Annotated in this window: 13 protein-coding genes and 4 pseudogenes; 8 read left to right on the forward strand and 9 right to left on the reverse strand. The window is 41.4% G+C overall.

All coding sequences use genetic code 11. The annotated features are described in order from the left end of the window. Window positions 1–36: 36 nt before the first annotated feature. From VSQ62_RS19995 to VSQ62_RS20005, 3 genes are read right to left on the reverse strand one after another with little or no spacing between them, the layout of a single operon-like run. A complete protein-coding gene (locus VSQ62_RS19995; RefSeq protein ID WP_334636550.1) occupies window positions 37–942 on the reverse strand; it encodes a sensor histidine kinase in 906 nt (301 codons plus the stop codon). A gap of 28 nt (window positions 943–970) precedes the next feature. Next, window positions 971–1645: a response regulator transcription factor gene (locus VSQ62_RS20000; protein WP_334636551.1), complete on the reverse strand. Its 675-nt coding sequence runs from the start codon at window positions 1643–1645 to the stop codon at window positions 971–973. A 14-nt stretch (window positions 1646–1659) separates the two neighbouring features. Then, entirely contained in the window at window positions 1660–2973 is a 1314-nt protein-coding gene (locus VSQ62_RS20005; RefSeq protein ID WP_334636552.1) for a DUF1186 domain-containing protein, read from the reverse strand. Window positions 2974–3183: 210 nt separating this feature from the next. Here VSQ62_RS20005 and VSQ62_RS20010 point away from each other — a divergent pair. From VSQ62_RS20010 to VSQ62_RS32685, 6 genes and pseudogenes are all read left to right on the forward strand, one after another. Continuing rightward, window positions 3184–3534 (forward strand): annotated as a pseudogene (locus VSQ62_RS20010) (MerR family transcriptional regulator); the annotation flags it as partial. A gap of 216 nt (window positions 3535–3750) precedes the next feature. Further along, a complete protein-coding gene (locus VSQ62_RS20020; protein WP_334636553.1) occupies window positions 3751–4500 on the forward strand; it encodes an ABC transporter ATP-binding protein in 750 nt (249 codons plus the stop codon). Window positions 4501–4511: 11 nt separating this feature from the next. Further along, a complete protein-coding gene (locus VSQ62_RS20025; protein WP_334636554.1) occupies window positions 4512–6521 on the forward strand; it encodes an ABC transporter permease in 2010 nt (669 codons plus the stop codon). Window positions 6522–6620: 99 nt separating this feature from the next. After that, window positions 6621–8180 (forward strand): sensor histidine kinase, encoded by a 1560-nt coding sequence (locus VSQ62_RS20030; RefSeq protein WP_334636555.1) that lies wholly within the window; start codon window positions 6621–6623, stop codon window positions 8178–8180. Then, the gene (locus tag VSQ62_RS20035) at window positions 8152–8772 is read left to right on the forward strand and encodes a response regulator transcription factor (RefSeq protein WP_334636556.1); all 621 of its coding nucleotides are present in this window, start codon (window positions 8152–8154) and stop codon (window positions 8770–8772) included. The genes VSQ62_RS20030 and VSQ62_RS20035 overlap by 29 nt, the downstream gene beginning before the upstream one ends. 109 nt (window positions 8773–8881) lie before the next feature. Further along, a pseudogene (locus VSQ62_RS32685) lies at window positions 8882–8974 on the forward strand (winged helix-turn-helix domain-containing protein); the annotation flags it as partial. 13 nt (window positions 8975–8987) lie between these two features. Here the strand turns inward: VSQ62_RS32685 and VSQ62_RS20040 are convergent. The 3 genes and pseudogenes from VSQ62_RS20040 to VSQ62_RS20050 all read right to left on the reverse strand — a co-directional run. Continuing rightward, window positions 8988–9482, reverse strand: a pseudogene (locus VSQ62_RS20040) (hypothetical protein); the annotation flags it as partial. Between the two features lie 236 nt (window positions 9483–9718). Further along, window positions 9719–10504, reverse strand: a complete 786-nt coding sequence (locus VSQ62_RS20045) for a transposase (protein WP_120397172.1) — start codon at window positions 10502–10504, stop codon at window positions 9719–9721. After that, window positions 10474–10968: a helix-turn-helix domain-containing protein gene (locus tag VSQ62_RS20050; protein WP_120397171.1), complete on the reverse strand. Its 495-nt coding sequence runs from the start codon at window positions 10966–10968 to the stop codon at window positions 10474–10476. The genes VSQ62_RS20045 and VSQ62_RS20050 overlap by 31 nt, the downstream gene beginning before the upstream one ends. Window positions 10969–11109: 141 nt before the next feature. Between VSQ62_RS20050 and VSQ62_RS20055 the strand changes: the two genes are divergently transcribed. Next, window positions 11110–12597 carry an IS4 family transposase gene (locus VSQ62_RS20055; RefSeq protein WP_334633004.1) on the forward strand — a complete coding sequence of 496 codons (1488 nt, stop codon included), beginning with the start codon at window positions 11110–11112 and terminating at the stop codon, window positions 12595–12597. Window positions 12598–12762: 165 nt separating this feature from the next. Here VSQ62_RS20055 and VSQ62_RS20060 read toward each other — a convergent pair. The 3 genes and pseudogenes from VSQ62_RS20060 to VSQ62_RS20070 form a co-directional block, all read right to left on the reverse strand. Then, a pseudogene (locus tag VSQ62_RS20060) lies at window positions 12763–13116 on the reverse strand (hypothetical protein); the annotation flags it as partial. 73 nt (window positions 13117–13189) lie between these two features. Next, window positions 13190–13933 (reverse strand): MerR family transcriptional regulator, encoded by a 744-nt coding sequence (locus VSQ62_RS20065; RefSeq protein WP_334636558.1) that lies wholly within the window; start codon window positions 13931–13933, stop codon window positions 13190–13192. Window positions 13934–14105: 172 nt separating this feature from the next. After that, window positions 14106–14762 carry a hypothetical protein gene (locus VSQ62_RS20070; protein WP_334636559.1) on the reverse strand — a complete coding sequence of 219 codons (657 nt, stop codon included), beginning with the start codon at window positions 14760–14762 and terminating at the stop codon, window positions 14106–14108. 192 nt (window positions 14763–14954) lie between these two features. Between VSQ62_RS20070 and tnpA the strand changes: the two genes are divergently transcribed. After that, window positions 14955–15377: an IS200/IS605 family transposase gene (tnpA, locus tag VSQ62_RS20075; protein WP_334636560.1), complete on the forward strand. Its 423-nt coding sequence runs from the start codon at window positions 14955–14957 to the stop codon at window positions 15375–15377. The last annotated feature ends 197 nt before the right edge of the window (window positions 15378–15574 follow it).

Raw genomic sequence — 15574 nt, forward strand, 5'->3', positions numbered from 1 at the left:
ACTGCCGTATCTTGCAACTTCTTTACAAACGGATGGTCAGTTCTTACAGTTTTGTAAGAACACAGAAAAACAGCTCCCTTCCCCATACTCAGAATCTACCGTCATGTATCCCTTCTCCTTTTCCAGGATCAGATTGGCCAGATAGAGGCCAATGCCGGAGCCTTCCGCATCTTGTACTTCCGGACTCCTGTAAAACCGTTTAAATATATCCGTCAGCTCTTCCCGGCGGATTCCTCTCCCGTTATCTGCGATCATAACTTCTGTATATAATTCATAGGAACGGACACGGATGGAAACCGATCCGCCTTTTGCCGTATATTTGACCGCATTTTCCAACAGATTGACAAATACTTCCGCCGTCCACTTCCGGTTGTGATACAGCTTCATATCCTCAAACGGTTCCAGGATAAAATCGATCTTCTTGCTCTCCATCTTTTCATAGACCGTATCAACCGCATCCAGGATCGTCTGCCTGATCTGCGTATCTCTGACTTCAAAACCGTCAATATTCTGTTCCAGTTTTACCATCTTAGACAGAGATTCCACGATCCAGTTCAGCCTCTCCACCTGTCTGTGCATCTTACCGGCGAATTCTTCCCTCTGCCCCGGTTCGATCTTTCCTCTTCCCAATATATCCGCATAAAGCGAAAGATTGGCAAGGGGCGTTTTCAGCTGGTGGGACATATCGGACACCAGGCTTTTTACCTGTTCTTTTTCCTTCTCGGCACTCTTGGCGTGATTGTCAAGCACCCTTTGTATCTGGTTGATCTTACTGACAAGGGCGGAATATTCCCCCTCCTCCACATCAGAATGAACAACCGTCTCCCTGCTTAACACACTGTCCAGCAGACGGTCGATCATACGGTAGGTCTTTCTCTTTTGGTAAATGCAGCAGCCCGCCGACAGGCACAAAAGTACCGCCAAAATTTTCGTGATCCACATGCTTCTATTCCTTATCCTATTCTTTATCCTATTCTTTCCAGATATATCCGATCCCGTGTACGGTTTTGATCCGTACCGGACTTGACGCATCATCTTCTATCTTGGTCCGAAGCCTGCTGATATTGACCGACACCGTATTGTTATCCACGTATTTGCCGTCGCTGTCCCAGATCTTGTCTAAGATCTGTTCCTTAGAAAGAATATGGTTCTTATTCTCGATCAGATACAGAAGCAGGCGGTATTCTAATTTGCTGAGCTTAACTTCCTCTCCGTGCCTGTATACTTTGCACATATCCTGATCGATAGTGACAGAACCGGAGACGATCTTCATCGTCTCTGATTTGTCTTGAAGGATCCTCTTCATTCTCGCCTTCAGCACGCCGAGAGAAAACGGCTTCGATACATAGTCATTGACTCCCAGCTCCAACGCCTTAATCTCATCCATCTCCGTATCGCGGGCAGTCAGCATGATCATCGGTATATTGCTGTAGCTGCGAACCTCTCTGCATAATTCAAAGCCTGTTCCGTCCGGCAGATTGCAGTCAAGAAGCACGATATCATAACAGCCCTTCGCGATCTCTCTTGATCCTTCCCTTTTCGTCCCGGCTTCCGCGACGTCATATCCGTCACCGGAAAAAGAGAAGGATAGCCCTTCTCTTAAGTCGCTGTCATCTTCTATTATCAGTATTTTACATTTATCCATTCCTCAATTCCTTCTTAACCGCAGCCGTTCATATTTTTACGGCACTGTGAAACAGCTTCTAAAAGTTCACAGTCTCCGTTCTTCTCTAATAACATCTGAAGAACCCCCATCCATTCTCTGCACTGATAATGGATAGAATGCTTTTCATCGTACTCTCGAAATGTCTTAATATCTTCCTTCTCTACCTTCTCTCCAAACTTCGCGAAAGCCTCCGACAGATAGATTCGTTTCCTGTTATCTGCCAATTCTTCTTCTTCCCTCCGCCACATCGGAATCGGGCGATGCCTCAAAGCCAGATAAAGCAGCTTGTCAATCTCAATACTCTCTGAATCAAAGAAATCCTCCAGATAGATTCTTCCTTCCTCCCGGTTACTGGCCGAGACAGGATAATACTTCAGCCATTTCTTCCTCTCCTGTTCTGATTCTGCCTGTACCTCATCTGTCAGCTCATTGGGCTTGTTCAGGCAGCAATGCTTATATTTCTTCCCGCTCCCGCAAGGGCAAGGATCATTTCTCCCTATTTTAACCTTCTTTTGGGGTCTTTCATATTCCGCATTTACTGCAGAGATCAAAGCTTTCATATCTTTTTTGCTGAATTCTTTCTTCTTCGGCTGTTCAAACATTGCCCATCCCCGCAGCAGATCCGCCGCATTGATCGGAGTCTTACAGATATCCTCCTTGTCATCAAACATCATATCCACACATTCCGCATACTCCCCTATCGTATATTGTTCAACCCGTCCGTCCTCCAAAAGACGCCGAATCTCTGGAAACATCTCAACATAAGAACATTCACATATGATATAGATCAGTTCGGTATAAATATATTCGCCGATCTCTTCTTTCTCATAGACGATCTGTCTGATAAAATCCTGAAATTCCGATTTTTCCAAGCTTCCGTCCAGATACAGCTGCCCCATTGTTTTCATCATTGAACTTCTGGCATAATCGTCAATATCCGGATTCTTCACGGACTCTTTCAGCAATTCCATATCTCCGTTATATGTATTATAAAGAATGTCGCACAAATTAGAAGTCACCGCATCTCCGATCAAATAATCTACCACTTCACTTGGAAGCGATATTAATTCCATAATCTTTGGAAAACTCTTCTTCTCCCGAAACTGACCCAGTAGATATAATGCATAAAAATGAAGCTGATAATCCTCGTCCAGATCATCTTTCTCAAAGATTGCTTTCTCAATTGCAGAGTTCAAATACGGTACGGCAAGCTCCTGATTCTCGCTTATGATCCGGAACGGTTCCTCTGGGAATCTCTTTGATCTGACCGTGATATCTTCGATTGCTTTTTGTACTAAATCTTTCATTCATCTTCTCCTTCTATAACCTTCTTTTATCTTTGCCTCGTTTTCTTAGACCTATCATAACAGAGACAGCGCAGTATATCAATTCGATTTTTCCCTATATGTATAAGTAAAAAGGCGGCAGGGAGAAATCTCTGCCGCAAATTTTTTTAATAAGGTCTTGTATGTGACGCAGCGTAATAATGTATAATACATGACAGGAGGCAGATCATTATGGCAAAACACAGAGCAATACCGCTTGGGTTTATGACAGTAGTAGAGGCTGCTAAGAAGCTGGGAGTTACTGTCCGTACATTGCAATACTATGACAAAGAAGGCTTGTTATCCCCTTCAGCAGCAAGCGAAGGCGGACGCAGGCTTTATACAGATAAAGACTTAGTAATGCTTCATCAAATTATATCTTTGAAATCACTGGGTTTTTCTTTGGATGATATTAAGCATCGCTTAATTTCTCTGGAAACACCGACGGATGTGGCAACCGCCCTTACCGAACAGGCAGACAGCATACGGGAAAAGATCGAACAGCTAACCGCTTCCTTGACAGCGATAGAACAGTTAAAAGAATAAGTGCTGCAAATACAGACCGTCAACTTTAAAAAGTATACAGATATCATTTTTCTCGATGAGCCGGCTGCGGGGCTTGATGCCCTTGGCAGGGTTTCACTTCACGAGCTGATCCGCAAACTCAAATCACAAGGAAAAACAATTGCTTGATTTACTCATTCGCTTTTTCATTCACAAGAGTAGAATGTGGGTATCAAAATGAAAAGGAGATTTACTATGAGTACATTATTGGAAGCAAAAGAAATAACAAAAATCTATGGTAAAGCGGAACATCCCAGTTTAAACAAGGTATCCTTTCGTGTTGCCGAGGGTGAATTTATTGGTATTATGGGAGCATCCGGCTCTGGGAAGACCACTTTGCTCAATGTTCTTTCCACGATAGATACTCCTACAAGCGGAGATATCTGGATTAACGGCGTGAACTTGAAAAATCTCAACCATACAAGTGCTGCCGATTTCCGTAAAGACAATTTAGGATTTATTTTTCAAGAGTATTTTCTGCTTGACAGCCTTACTATCCGTGAAAATATATCCGTTCCACTTACCCTTCAAAAACTTCCACCCCAAAAAATCGAAAATATGGTAAGAAGTTTGGCGGAGAGATTCGGCATAGCGTCGCAGTTAGGCAAATATCCCCTTGAATTGTCTGGCGGACAGCGGCAAAGGGCATCCGCAGCAAGGGCAATTGTAAAGCAGCCAAGCATATTGTTTGCAGACGAGCCAACAGGAGCGTTAGATTCAAGCTCAGCTACTGAACTGTTGAATACTTTGTATGAAGCCAACCAAGAACTGCATACTACCATATTGATGGTTACGCATGACGCTTATGCAGCGAGTTTTGCAAACCGCATTCTTATTTTTAAGGACGGCTGCATAATCAGGGAACTTACCAAACGCGGCAGTAACAGGCGTGACTTCTATGAAGCAATTGCGGCGGAAGTTACCAGATTAGATACCGAAAGATAAGGGGGAAAACTATGAACAATTTATCTATGGCATTTAAGAATTTAAGGAAAAATTTTTCGTTTTATGCTCTTTATCTGCTATCTGTATCCCTTGTTATTACGGTCTACTTTGCATTTACATCATTTTCAATGAACAGTGTAATGCTTGAGAAAATATCAGGTGATGGTCGGGTAGAATCCATGTGCAATGTCATTTCTGTATTTCTGGTAGCCTTTGTGATTTTTTATATGTCATATTCAAATCGCTTCTTTTTGAGACGCCGTACGAAGGAACTTGGGATTTATGCATTATTAGGTTACAGAAAATCAAGGATGCTTTCCCTGCTTGTATCTGAAAATATTTTAATCGGTTGCGGCTCTCTTATTGTAGGCTTGGTATTGGGAGCCATTATGCATAAGGGTATCGTATATGGGACAACAGCTCTTTTGAATTTATCAATAGACAATTCGGAAATCCCTTTCTTTAATTTTGACGCTATTACAAACACTGTCGTTTTTATTTTTTTGATAATGTTTGTAATGGCTATATCAAATGCCCTTTTTCTTTTCAAAACTTCGCTCATGGATTTAGTTCGGTTTGAAAAAAGTGCGGAGAAAAGGATGGTATTCAAAAAAACACCTGCCATATTCGGCTTTATTCTAATTATTATCGGGTATGGACTGGCATTGGATATTTTCCGTGGTTCTGATTCCTTATGGTTTACTGTTGGATTTTACCCAACAGGGCTATTGACTGCTATGTTAATTGCGGCGGGAACTGTTCTGTTCATTGCATCCTTTCTTCCTTATGCGGTTCAGAAAAGCAAGCAGCACAAGAAAACATTTTATACCGAAACAAAGATTGTGACCGCTCCCAATTTTATTTATCGCATACGCTCTAATGCTAAGACTTTAATAATGCTTACGCTTTTATCAGCGGCGACATTAACTGTATCAAGTGTAATGGCACTATCGCTTTTCTATCCTATTGCCGCAGTTGCACGGATAGCTCCCTCTGAATTGGAATTTAGAATTGAGGAAGAGGGACAACTAAGCAGTGCAAAACTGCTTATCAGCCAATATGCACCCGATGATTCCGTAACTTATATTCAAACTGATATTTATAAAGTAACTGCATCTGCCGAAAAACTCCCTATGGAATATAGTGTGGGAACTTCAAAAGGTAGCGCTGAAAATGAAAATATCTTTCGGGAAGCGGGCTTTGAGTGCATTTCATATTCGCAATATATTTCCCTGTTACAGGCTCAAGGGAGAAATGATATTGCGGGTAAGCTATCGGTATTGCAGGGTGATGAATGTATTTTGGTAAAGTATCAGCCAAATGCTGACGGGAGCGATGAAACTGGCAGTATCTATTCCTTGAATATCAATAACGGCAGCATACCGCTTACCGTAAAGGCAACAACACTCAATAATCCGATTTCTTTTGCGAACAGTGTAGGGACAATGGTTGTAAACGATAATGTCTATGAGCAGATAAAATTGAGTACAGCTTTAGAAAGCAGTATTATAAGTATAAACGGTGAGGTCATTGAAGATAACGAAAAATTGTTCGAGGACATGAGTAATCTGCTTAATAATAGCCCATATTTGCAGGGACATTCCCATAGAGTGAATGAAATTATGTCAGCAAACAGCTCAACTTTCCTTTTAATTGGATTTTTGGTTGTACTGTTTTTCATTGCAACAGGCAGTATCTTATATTTTAATAATATTTCTGCTGTTTCGGATTCAAAAGCAGATTATGAAATACTCAGTAAAATGGGATACTCAAACAGAAAGCTGATGAGGATTCTCAGAAAGCAGATTTTGACCTTTTTCGGCATCCCATTCCTTTTTGGTCTGATAGATTGTATATTCGCAACGATTGTTTATAAAACGGGGCTCATGCAGGATTTGCTTGGAAATACGATTACTCTTTATTTCCCTACTATGATTGCAGTCGCTCTGACAACTCTCATATATTTGATATACTATTTTCTTACTGTTCGTACTTGCTATAAAACAGCGCTAAAGGATTAACCATAACCAAGCTGTCGGTAGAGTGTCGGCAGCTTGATACTCTTTTTTTTATCGTGAAAATATTGTATAATACAGAAAACTCATAAGGGAGTGATAAAAATGAAAAGCTTGGTATCAAAATCACTATTCCTAACGAATTACCTGTTGCTTATCTTTTATATGAGTTGGAATATAAATGAGAAACAGACTGTCATAGGCAGCGGTGTTCCACTTCTTATATCCAGTTTGATGCTGATTGATGTAACCTACATCAGTTCCTGCAATATCAGAGAAAGCAAAGTAATGAATTTGTTTTGCGGGTTATTGGCTTTAGACAGTTGGTATCTGCTGTTGTCCTTTGAAGAAGGACAAGCCACACAGGTCATTCTTACCGCACTACATCCTGTCATATGTTATTTGTCCATTAAATTTATTCTGATGTTTTTGTTTCAAGGAAGCGGATATAAATTTAGAAAGGTAACTAATCTTTTGCTTTTTATAACCTGCGTTGGCTCTCTTGTCGGCATTGCCATATCTGACAGGGCGTTCGCCTGTTTGTTTGGAATACAGTTTTTGGCGGGATGGTTATCCTTTTTCTTGGTTCTGACCTGTCACCGAAAAAGAGTTGCATTTGTCTTAAAGAGCGAATGGAAGTGTATTCTATTTTCCGTTGTAATCATTACAACATTTTTCATTGCATATTATAATGCTACAATCAATGTGAAAAATCACATTGCCAATTTTGGGATATATCTGCCCATGCTTCTGTTTCTTATGAGCATTCATGGTATAGTCGTTAAAGAACATGGCAGTTATCCGCTTTCTACCGTATTCACCAAAAGACAAACAGCACTAATCCTTTGTCTGTCACTACTTGCTCTTTGGCTGATGGCTGCGTTAATAGGCGGAAGTGATAAAGAACTGTTTGTTGTGGTAAATGCACTATTCTCTTTTATCTATATCTGCAATATCATATTGGGGGTGAGCTTAAAACAAGGTAAAAGCAGAATAATCAAAGAAAGTAAATACAATTTTTCTTTGCGGCAGTTGCAGCAAGAGGAATTGTTAAAAACAGAATTTTCAAATTATCTTCATGATGATGTACTTCAAGACCTTCTCTCAATTAAAAATATGATGACGAAAGCTCATCGTCCAGATATACAGGACATTATTATTGAAACGCTTGATAATTTGAACACGCATATCCGTGAACAAATGCAGGACTACCATCCTGTTATTTTGAAAAACTTAACCGTTAGAGAAAACTATCAAAATCTAATTGAAGCTATTTCGCAGTCTTTTCCTCAGCGAAATATTGTGGTATCCTTTGATTGTTCCGACTCCTTGTTTTTAGTCGATCCATATAATATGCTGATATATCGGTTGCTCAAGGAGCTTCTCACAAATGTTTTTAAGCATTCAGCAGGCAATAGAGCTTGGGTGATGCTCACGCAGGAAAATGGCATTATTGAGTTATGTGTCAGCGATGATGGAAACGCTGTCCCAGACAGCTTACTTGCAATTGACAAATCGAAACATAAAGGCATTGCTTCTATTACCGAGCAAGTAAATAATATGGGCGGCTCAATAACTATTTCAGATAACTCGCCACACGGCATTTGCATACAAATTACACTACCAATGAAAGGGGATGTTTCTTATCAATATTTTGTTAGTTGATGACCATACACTTTTCGCCAGAAGTCTTTCAGTTGCTTTAGATGAGTATAATGAAATTGAACATTTCTATTCAACACAGGACATTCAAGGCATAGAGAAAATGGTTCGCGATAAAAACATAGATATTATTTTAATGGATATTAATCTCGGCAATTTAAGCGATACAGATGGATTGGAAATAGCATCAAATCTACTGAAATCAATTCCTATGGTGAAGATAATTGTTCTTACAGGATATGACCTGCCTGTATATAGACACGAAGCAAAGAAAACCGGTATCAGCGGCTTTCTTAACAAAAATATCAGCCCAGATGATTTAATTTCTTCGTTAATTCATGTTTCTCGCGGAAACACTTGCTTTCCATCCGAAAGTAACGAGATAATAATTGAAAATTTAACAAGTATGGAAAAGAAGATATTACAGCTTATTAGTAGCGGTAAAAAACGGAAATGTGTCGCTGATGAGCTATATATGAGTGAGAGGACACTTTCTAATCACTTGCAACACATTTTTGAAAAGTTAGATGTTTCCTCTGTTGTAGAAGCCGTAACAAAAGCCATTCAACTTGGATACATACCGCCAATATGTTAAATAATAACTGTCTATTACTTAAATGGTATTAGTGTGTAGTCTTGTTATTGTAATGATGTTTGACTTTCCTTGGAGCTGTACGTGGATTTGATTCTCCGCTGCCCTGTTTCCCCACTCCTCTGCACTTACTTTTCCGGGATTGGAAATAAAATTGCACCAACACCGGGTATTTAAAAACATCACAGACATTCCCCTCACCCGTTCTGACACCTGTTCTGACCAAAGAACTGGGCATGATTCTGTTCTGAAAAAGCAAACTGAATGCTGATAATCTTTACATCCTTATCATTCACTGTAAAGGCAGATACCTTAGTAAAGGTATGGATCCCAATCTTTCCTGCCTCAATCTGATTCAGGAGCCCGGAGATGTTCTTATCGTTCTTGCTCTTCACCCTGGCAAGCCTTGGATTCTTACCAACACCCTTCAGGCTCATCTTGACTCCAATCTTACAACTCATGGAAGTGACCGCAGATATCTTTTCCGCATCCGCCTGACCTCCGGTAAATTGAAGCACATCTCCCAGATCAAGCGCCGGATTTCCTATCGTGCCTGAATCAAAGGGCACATCATTCACCGCCGCTATGTCATTCAGGACATTCGAGATCAGATCACGCCTTGTCTCATCCAGCCCAATCTGCAGGAGCGGATTCACTCCCTGATTCATGGTCAGCCCGTCATCGGTTTCCAAGGCATAGTATTCAGCAGTCTCATTGAAGTTCTTTTCAAATCGAAGCATATAATCATACGCCTTGATCTCTAGTACATTATTGCATTAATCTTGAAGTAATAGTGCTTGATATTCGTGTCAGCTGTGCGTCTACGAACCGACGGTGTAGCGGGCTACATCTAGGTTCGAAGGCGTGCAGATGGCATGTATAGCAAGTGCTTATTACTCAATAATTAATGCAATGATGTACTAGTACATCATTGCTTAAATATCAGTGATTAAATTGCTAATGGTATCCCAGCATATGTCCACTTAAATGGGTGTGCTGTAAGATTGTACTGTTCAATAAAGCGCAAGATGCTTGCTTCCAGTTCTTCTATTGACAGATAGCTTTTCCGCTTCAGCAGCTTTCGGTTAATGATGCCAAACCATATCTCAATCTGGTTCATCCAGGAACTGTGTTTCGGAGTATACACAAAGCGGATCCGGTGGGAAGGGTCATGCAGGAAATCTGCCCGGCTTTTCATACTTTTGAGGATCCCTGTCTTTCCTTTTTTGCCCAGTTCCACACCAGGGACACAGGCCTCTGCCACAAAGCGGACAAGGGCTTCCGACTTATGGGTGTTCAGGCCATCACATATAAATGTCCATGGAGCCTGCGGGTCTGTTTCTGTCAATGCTTTTACAGCTTCCACAAAATCCTCTTCTGTGCGTGTGGAGTTTAGATATGGCATTTCCATACGGCCCGTTGCAACATCAAAGAACCCGATGAGACTGGTCGTGCCATGGCGGATATACTCAAACTCCATTTTGGCGCACTGGCCGGGTAATGGGAGCTTATTAGGATATTTATGTTCCAACGCCTGTACCCCCGTCATTTCATCCGTGGAAACAACGTGTGCACCTTCCCGGTTTTGTTCCGGGGCGCTCTGGTACAGGCCGCAGATTTCGTTTACTTTACACGCAAAAGATTCCGGGGATTCCGTCTTTTCAGAAGAATGGAGCCAATAACGGATTTTGTGGGGATGTAAATCTACCTCATTTTTAAAAAACGGCTGACAGATTTCTCAGAAATCTGTTCAGCGATCCCCTGCTTTTTAATTTCTGCCACTAACAGCGGGAGGCTCCACTGGCTTACTTCGTACCCAAAATCATTTGGGTTACTGCATGCAAGGTCGATGATCCGCATAATCTGATCCGGCGTAAAAACAGACGGGGCACCGGGACGCTTTTTATCGGACAGGACTGCCCGTATCTCATCTTCGAGCTTTTCCGGATCGTCCATTTCAATCTTCCGCAAGGCGGGGAGCGCCGCGAGGAATCGGCTGCGCCAGGTGGCAACATTATTATAATGAAGTCCGACCTGTGATGCAATATTCTGGTTGAGTTCCCCCTGTGACGCAAGCAGGACAATGCCGGCTCTTTTGACCAGTCCAGACGGAAGGGAGCGGCTTTTTGAAAAAGCAGATAAGATGCTTTTCATGGCATCAGATAAAACTGGGATAGTATCAATTGTTTTCCTTCGCATAGTAATCCTCATACTTCGCAACCTGAATTTGTGCTGTGTTAGTTGAAAATACAGAGAAAATCAAAAATAAAAAGGTATAAGCACTCTGTTTTTGTTATAATGGAATTAGCCGAAAACCATTTAAAAACGGAGGCTTATACCATGAATAGCATAGCAGAAATCTTTGATAATAGCAAACAACTCTTAGATAGTATTGAAAATTTTTTTGATAAGTACATTGGTCGTCCCCTTCTTAGGAAATGTGGTGTCATAAAAATGGTCGATGACATTTTTGTCAACAGCGGGATGACATACTTTGATAACCCGATTTCCCGTCTGCTGGGTGATCTGAAACAATCACCCGTCCTTGAGAAAGTTGTGAGTGCCAAGGATCTGCTTATCGACAAACTTCTCGTGTGTTTTGCCCCTGCAAGTGCGTATCTGATGTTTAAGACGGACACATTCTTCCGGGATTATAAGCAAGACACATTTTACCGTTTTGATAAGCTTCCCGGAGCTAACTGGGAAAGGCTGCAATTGGAAACAGCAAAAAATGTCATTTTAGATATAGAGTCACAGACCACAGACAAACATATCAATGCTCTGATTTTTGATGATTCTTTATATGCGCGGACCGGCGGAAAGGGAACCGAATTATGTGCCAGGGTTTTTGACCATAATGATCATAAGACCCGTCTTGGATACCGCATGATGACTGGTGGATGGACAAATGGAGAGACATTCATTCCTTTTGCACAGTCCCTTTTGTCAACGCGCGATGAGAAACAAATGGTTGGACCCAATGTCCGAATCGATTGCCGTACACTACGCGGAAAGCGCCGGGCAATGGCAAAAACAAAGGGAACCCTTGTTGTCCAACATATGGTAAAGCAGGCACACAAAGCAGGGATACCATTCGATTATGTCCTGTTTGACACATGGTTTTCCAGTCCATCCCAGCTGGCTGCGCTCAAGGGGATAGGAACAGATGTCATAGCGATGATCAAAAAGAACAGCACGAAATATATCTGGAGAGATCCCGCAACAGGCGAGGAGAAAAAACTGAATGTAAAAGAAATCTACAGCAGGAACAAAAAGCGCAGGGGGCGTTCCAGATACCTCCTGTCTGTAGATATTATCATTCCTGACAGTACCGGGAATGCCATGAAGGCAAAACTGGTCTACGTACGGAATCACAGCAACCGCAAGGACTGGGTATGCTTTGTATGCACTGACATGACCTTAGATGAAGAGAAAATCCTCCGTGCGTACACGATGCGCTGGAAAATTGAAACCTATTTTAAAATGTCAAAGAGCTATTTAAAACTTCGTACGGAATGCCACAGTACAAGCTATGATGCCATTACTTCACATATGGTAATCGTTGCAATACGGTACATGATACTGGCAATTGAGCGTTTCCAAAATACAGATAACAGAAGTCTGGAAGAACTATTTTATGAGGTACAGCGGGATATCATAAATGAAATGATGGACTGTGCAATCATTCTCATTTTGGACATCATGCTGCAGAGTGTGAAACAGCATTTCAAAGCTTCGGATGAACAGATCAACGGACTGCTCTGTACATTTATCGGCAATCTCCCCACACCGTGGAGAGAACGCTTTACTATGCCCACTGCGGCATAAAGCTATTTTATTTTTACTATTGCAAGGCTTATAAAATCGTAATGATAAGCAGTTTTAGGTTGCGAAGTATGAGGTAATCCATCCATTCTTTAGTGATAGAATTATTATGCACCGACTACAATAAAAAAGCAATATTTATTCATTGTTATTTCAGCAATGCTGTACTAGGCACTTCGCCTTACGGTTCACCTCTGACACCTCGAAGATTCCCATCGGAATCTCTTCATAGTTTCCGCCCTTGACCTGAAGATGATAGGACAATGTAACCATCGCATCCTCCAGCATATATCTGTCTATCTCAGAGAAAAGCGAAATTCCCATCTCTGCAGCGTAAACAGTCCCCAGTTCGATTTCTGTACTTCCACAACACTGGCTTGTGATATATCCGCTGCCCTTAACCATATCATCCTGCTCAAGCTCATAAACCGTCCCGGCAGTCGTAGTGATCCTGCCTGTCTAATAATATTTTCTTGTATTTGCCTTCACGGCTTCCAGAAACACCGCACTTACCGGATACACCAGATCACCTCCCTCCAGACATAAAAGGAGAGCCGATCTAACCGACTCTCCCTAAAACCATATGAAGTAGTGTTTATTCTACTTCTTCATTTTTCTCGCAGTAAATCTGAATTGCTTTATCAACAAACTCTGCCGTTCCTTCACCACCATATTCATCAATATTCTTGGTAAAGTCTCCACCGCCCGAATACATCTTACCCAATCCGCTCAAAATTTTATCAGAACAGGTGTACAGATTCTCCGTGATGAAATCCTGTATCCTTCTCACAATACTCTGTGCTTCAGGTGATGCCGGATCTGTGTTCCTTATCTCTCCTGCCTCCCTGAATAGTAGCATGAAACGGTCAGCCAGAAGATTATCCTCTTCTTTGGTACGATTCTTTGTTTTCTCCTGCAGCTTTTTGTATTCCGGTGTATTTCCATACAGTTCTTTTGCCTGTTTGGAATACTCATCCAGTTTACTTCTATCAAATACCTTGAAATCCATGTGTCTTACTCCTAACATTTTTATTCCAAGCGCAAAATTCATCAGGTTTTCAATATGTTCCTTCTTCAACTTCAACAGTCTTATCTGTTGCTCTAAAGCCTTGCCTCTATCAAAATCCGGGCTGTTAATAATTGCCTTGATGTCCTTCAGCGGAAACTCCAACTCACGAAACAGTAATATGTGTTGAAGGCGTTCCAGATCCGTATCGTCATACAATCTGTATCCCGCATCGGTGTATCCCGTCGGATGCAAAAGACCGATCTTGTCATAATATTGAAGAGTACGTATACTCACCCCTGCAAGCTTGCTCACTTCATGTACTGTCATCATTGGCATATCCTCCATTCGCTTGGTAATATCAATATAAACTATTACGCAACGTAGGAGTCAACACCTTTTTTTAAATTCTTTCAATGCGAAGGACACCTCCCACAGTCCTCCATCTCTAATAATGAATAGCTCCAGGATTCTATGAGCCTTTCCAGTTTTGAACTTATAATTCTTATATACTTCGGTTCATTAAGAACTTGATTGCATTTAGTTGTGTAAAATCAAGCACAAGGTCAGAATTACTATTATTTTTGAGATACACGGAAAGATATTTGATTGTCCGTAATGACCTTCCCATGCTGCCTTTATTAGTTTTTGGGAGCACTTCTACAAAAAAATCCATCAGAAGGTCATCCGTTACTTTCACGCCATCCGTTTCTGCCTTATCTTCAGCGTATTTGAAGAAATGCCTCATTACCGTTGACATTTCTGTCCTGGATTCCCCTTTTAATGAGTGATAATCAAGTGCTTTTTCAATAAGTTCCCCAGACTGGCCGGAAACCACATACTCTCTGGGTGAATAAAAGCGGCTGGAAAAATCTGTCTGCCCTGTTTCAGCAAGAGATTCCATCATTCGAATAACCCGATGCTGAAACCTTCCGTATTCGTAACAGATGGATTGATTGCGGATCTTTTCATCAATCCATGCATCATAATCCGCCCGGAGTCCCTGATAGTAGGTACGGAAGCCCTTCTCTGATGAAAAGCGGATGATCTTTTTGCAGACAGCTTCATACTGTTCCAGGCTTACTTCCTTAATGCCGTAACTTCTGACGGTTTGTAGGAAAACATCACTGAGGGATTGCATATCCCATTCTTTTTGAACCATAAAAACCTCCGCCTTGCGCTTACACAAAATTCAGTCACCTATTACTTCGAAATTAATGCAATGCTGTACTAGGAACTTATTTTTCAGTGTACTAGCAGACGCAAGTGGCGATAAACAGAGTACCAGAATATCCCCCGTTGTATAATAGATGCAGGTCTGGCAAACCGCACAAAACACAACGGAGGTATATTCATGGATACTCAAAGTTTATCACATAGTCGCTATAATTGCACGTATCACATAGTATTTATCCCGAAATATCGTAGAAAAGTGATGTTTGGGGATTTGAGGAAAGAGGTAGGAGAAGTCATTAGCAAGATATGCAAGATGGAAGAAGTCAAAATTATCAAGGTAGCAACACTGCCGGATCATGTGCATATGTACGTGTCGATTCCGCCTAAGGCGAGCGTGGCGAAGGTAGTTGGTAGGATTAAGGGGAAGAGTAGCCTTATGCTTTTCGACAGACATCCGGAGTATAGAGACCGATATAACCGTCACTTTTGGGCAAGAGGGTATTATTGCGAGACAGTCGGTAATGTAAATGAAGAAACGATAACAAAGTATATCAAAGAGCAGTATGAGAGGGATCGACTGGAAGGAGAGCCCTCAAAGTAAGTACAACAGAAGCCGCTTTTAAGCGGCCACCAGTAACATAATGCTCATGTACGGTAAAGAACCAAGCAACCGAAAACAAGAGATAGACCGCCAGAACCACACTATTCCAAACTATAAAGTATTTAAGATGTGATTACATTTACAGAATAAAACGTTTCCATGCTTATGCAGTAACATACAGTATGGGAGTAGGATCG

Source organism: Sporofaciens sp. JLR.KK001, assembly GCF_036941055.1.
In the GTDB taxonomy this organism is placed as follows: Bacteria; Bacillota; Clostridia; order Lachnospirales; family Lachnospiraceae; genus Sporofaciens.

Excerpts from the sequence above, each read along its gene's own strand:
- VSQ62_RS20050 (WP_120397171.1), bottom strand. The coding sequence starts at position 10,968 with ATGCGAAGGAAAACAATTGATACTATCCCAGTTTTATCTGATGCCATG.
- VSQ62_RS20005 (WP_334636552.1), bottom strand. The coding sequence starts at position 2,973 with ATGAAAGATTTAGTACAAAAAGCAATCGAAGATATCACGGTCAGATCA.
- VSQ62_RS20065 (WP_334636558.1), bottom strand. The coding sequence starts at position 13,933 with ATGATGACAGTACATGAAGTGAGCAAGCTTGCAGGGGTGAGTATACGT.
- VSQ62_RS20020 (WP_334636553.1), top strand. The coding sequence starts at position 3,751 with ATGAGTACATTATTGGAAGCAAAAGAAATAACAAAAATCTATGGTAAA.
- VSQ62_RS20030 (WP_334636555.1), top strand. The coding sequence starts at position 6,621 with ATGAAAAGCTTGGTATCAAAATCACTATTCCTAACGAATTACCTGTTG.
- VSQ62_RS20070 (WP_334636559.1), bottom strand. The coding sequence starts at position 14,762 with ATGGTTCAAAAAGAATGGGATATGCAATCCCTCAGTGATGTTTTCCTA.
- tnpA (WP_334636560.1), top strand. The coding sequence starts at position 14,955 with ATGGATACTCAAAGTTTATCACATAGTCGCTATAATTGCACGTATCAC.
- VSQ62_RS20055 (WP_334633004.1), top strand. The coding sequence starts at position 11,110 with ATGAATAGCATAGCAGAAATCTTTGATAATAGCAAACAACTCTTAGAT.
- VSQ62_RS20000 (WP_334636551.1), bottom strand. The coding sequence starts at position 1,645 with ATGGATAAATGTAAAATACTGATAATAGAAGATGACAGCGACTTAAGA.
- VSQ62_RS20035 (WP_334636556.1), top strand. The coding sequence starts at position 8,152 with ATGTTTCTTATCAATATTTTGTTAGTTGATGACCATACACTTTTCGCC.
- VSQ62_RS19995 (WP_334636550.1), bottom strand. The coding sequence starts at position 942 with ATGTGGATCACGAAAATTTTGGCGGTACTTTTGTGCCTGTCGGCGGGC.
- VSQ62_RS20025 (WP_334636554.1), top strand. The coding sequence starts at position 4,512 with ATGAACAATTTATCTATGGCATTTAAGAATTTAAGGAAAAATTTTTCG.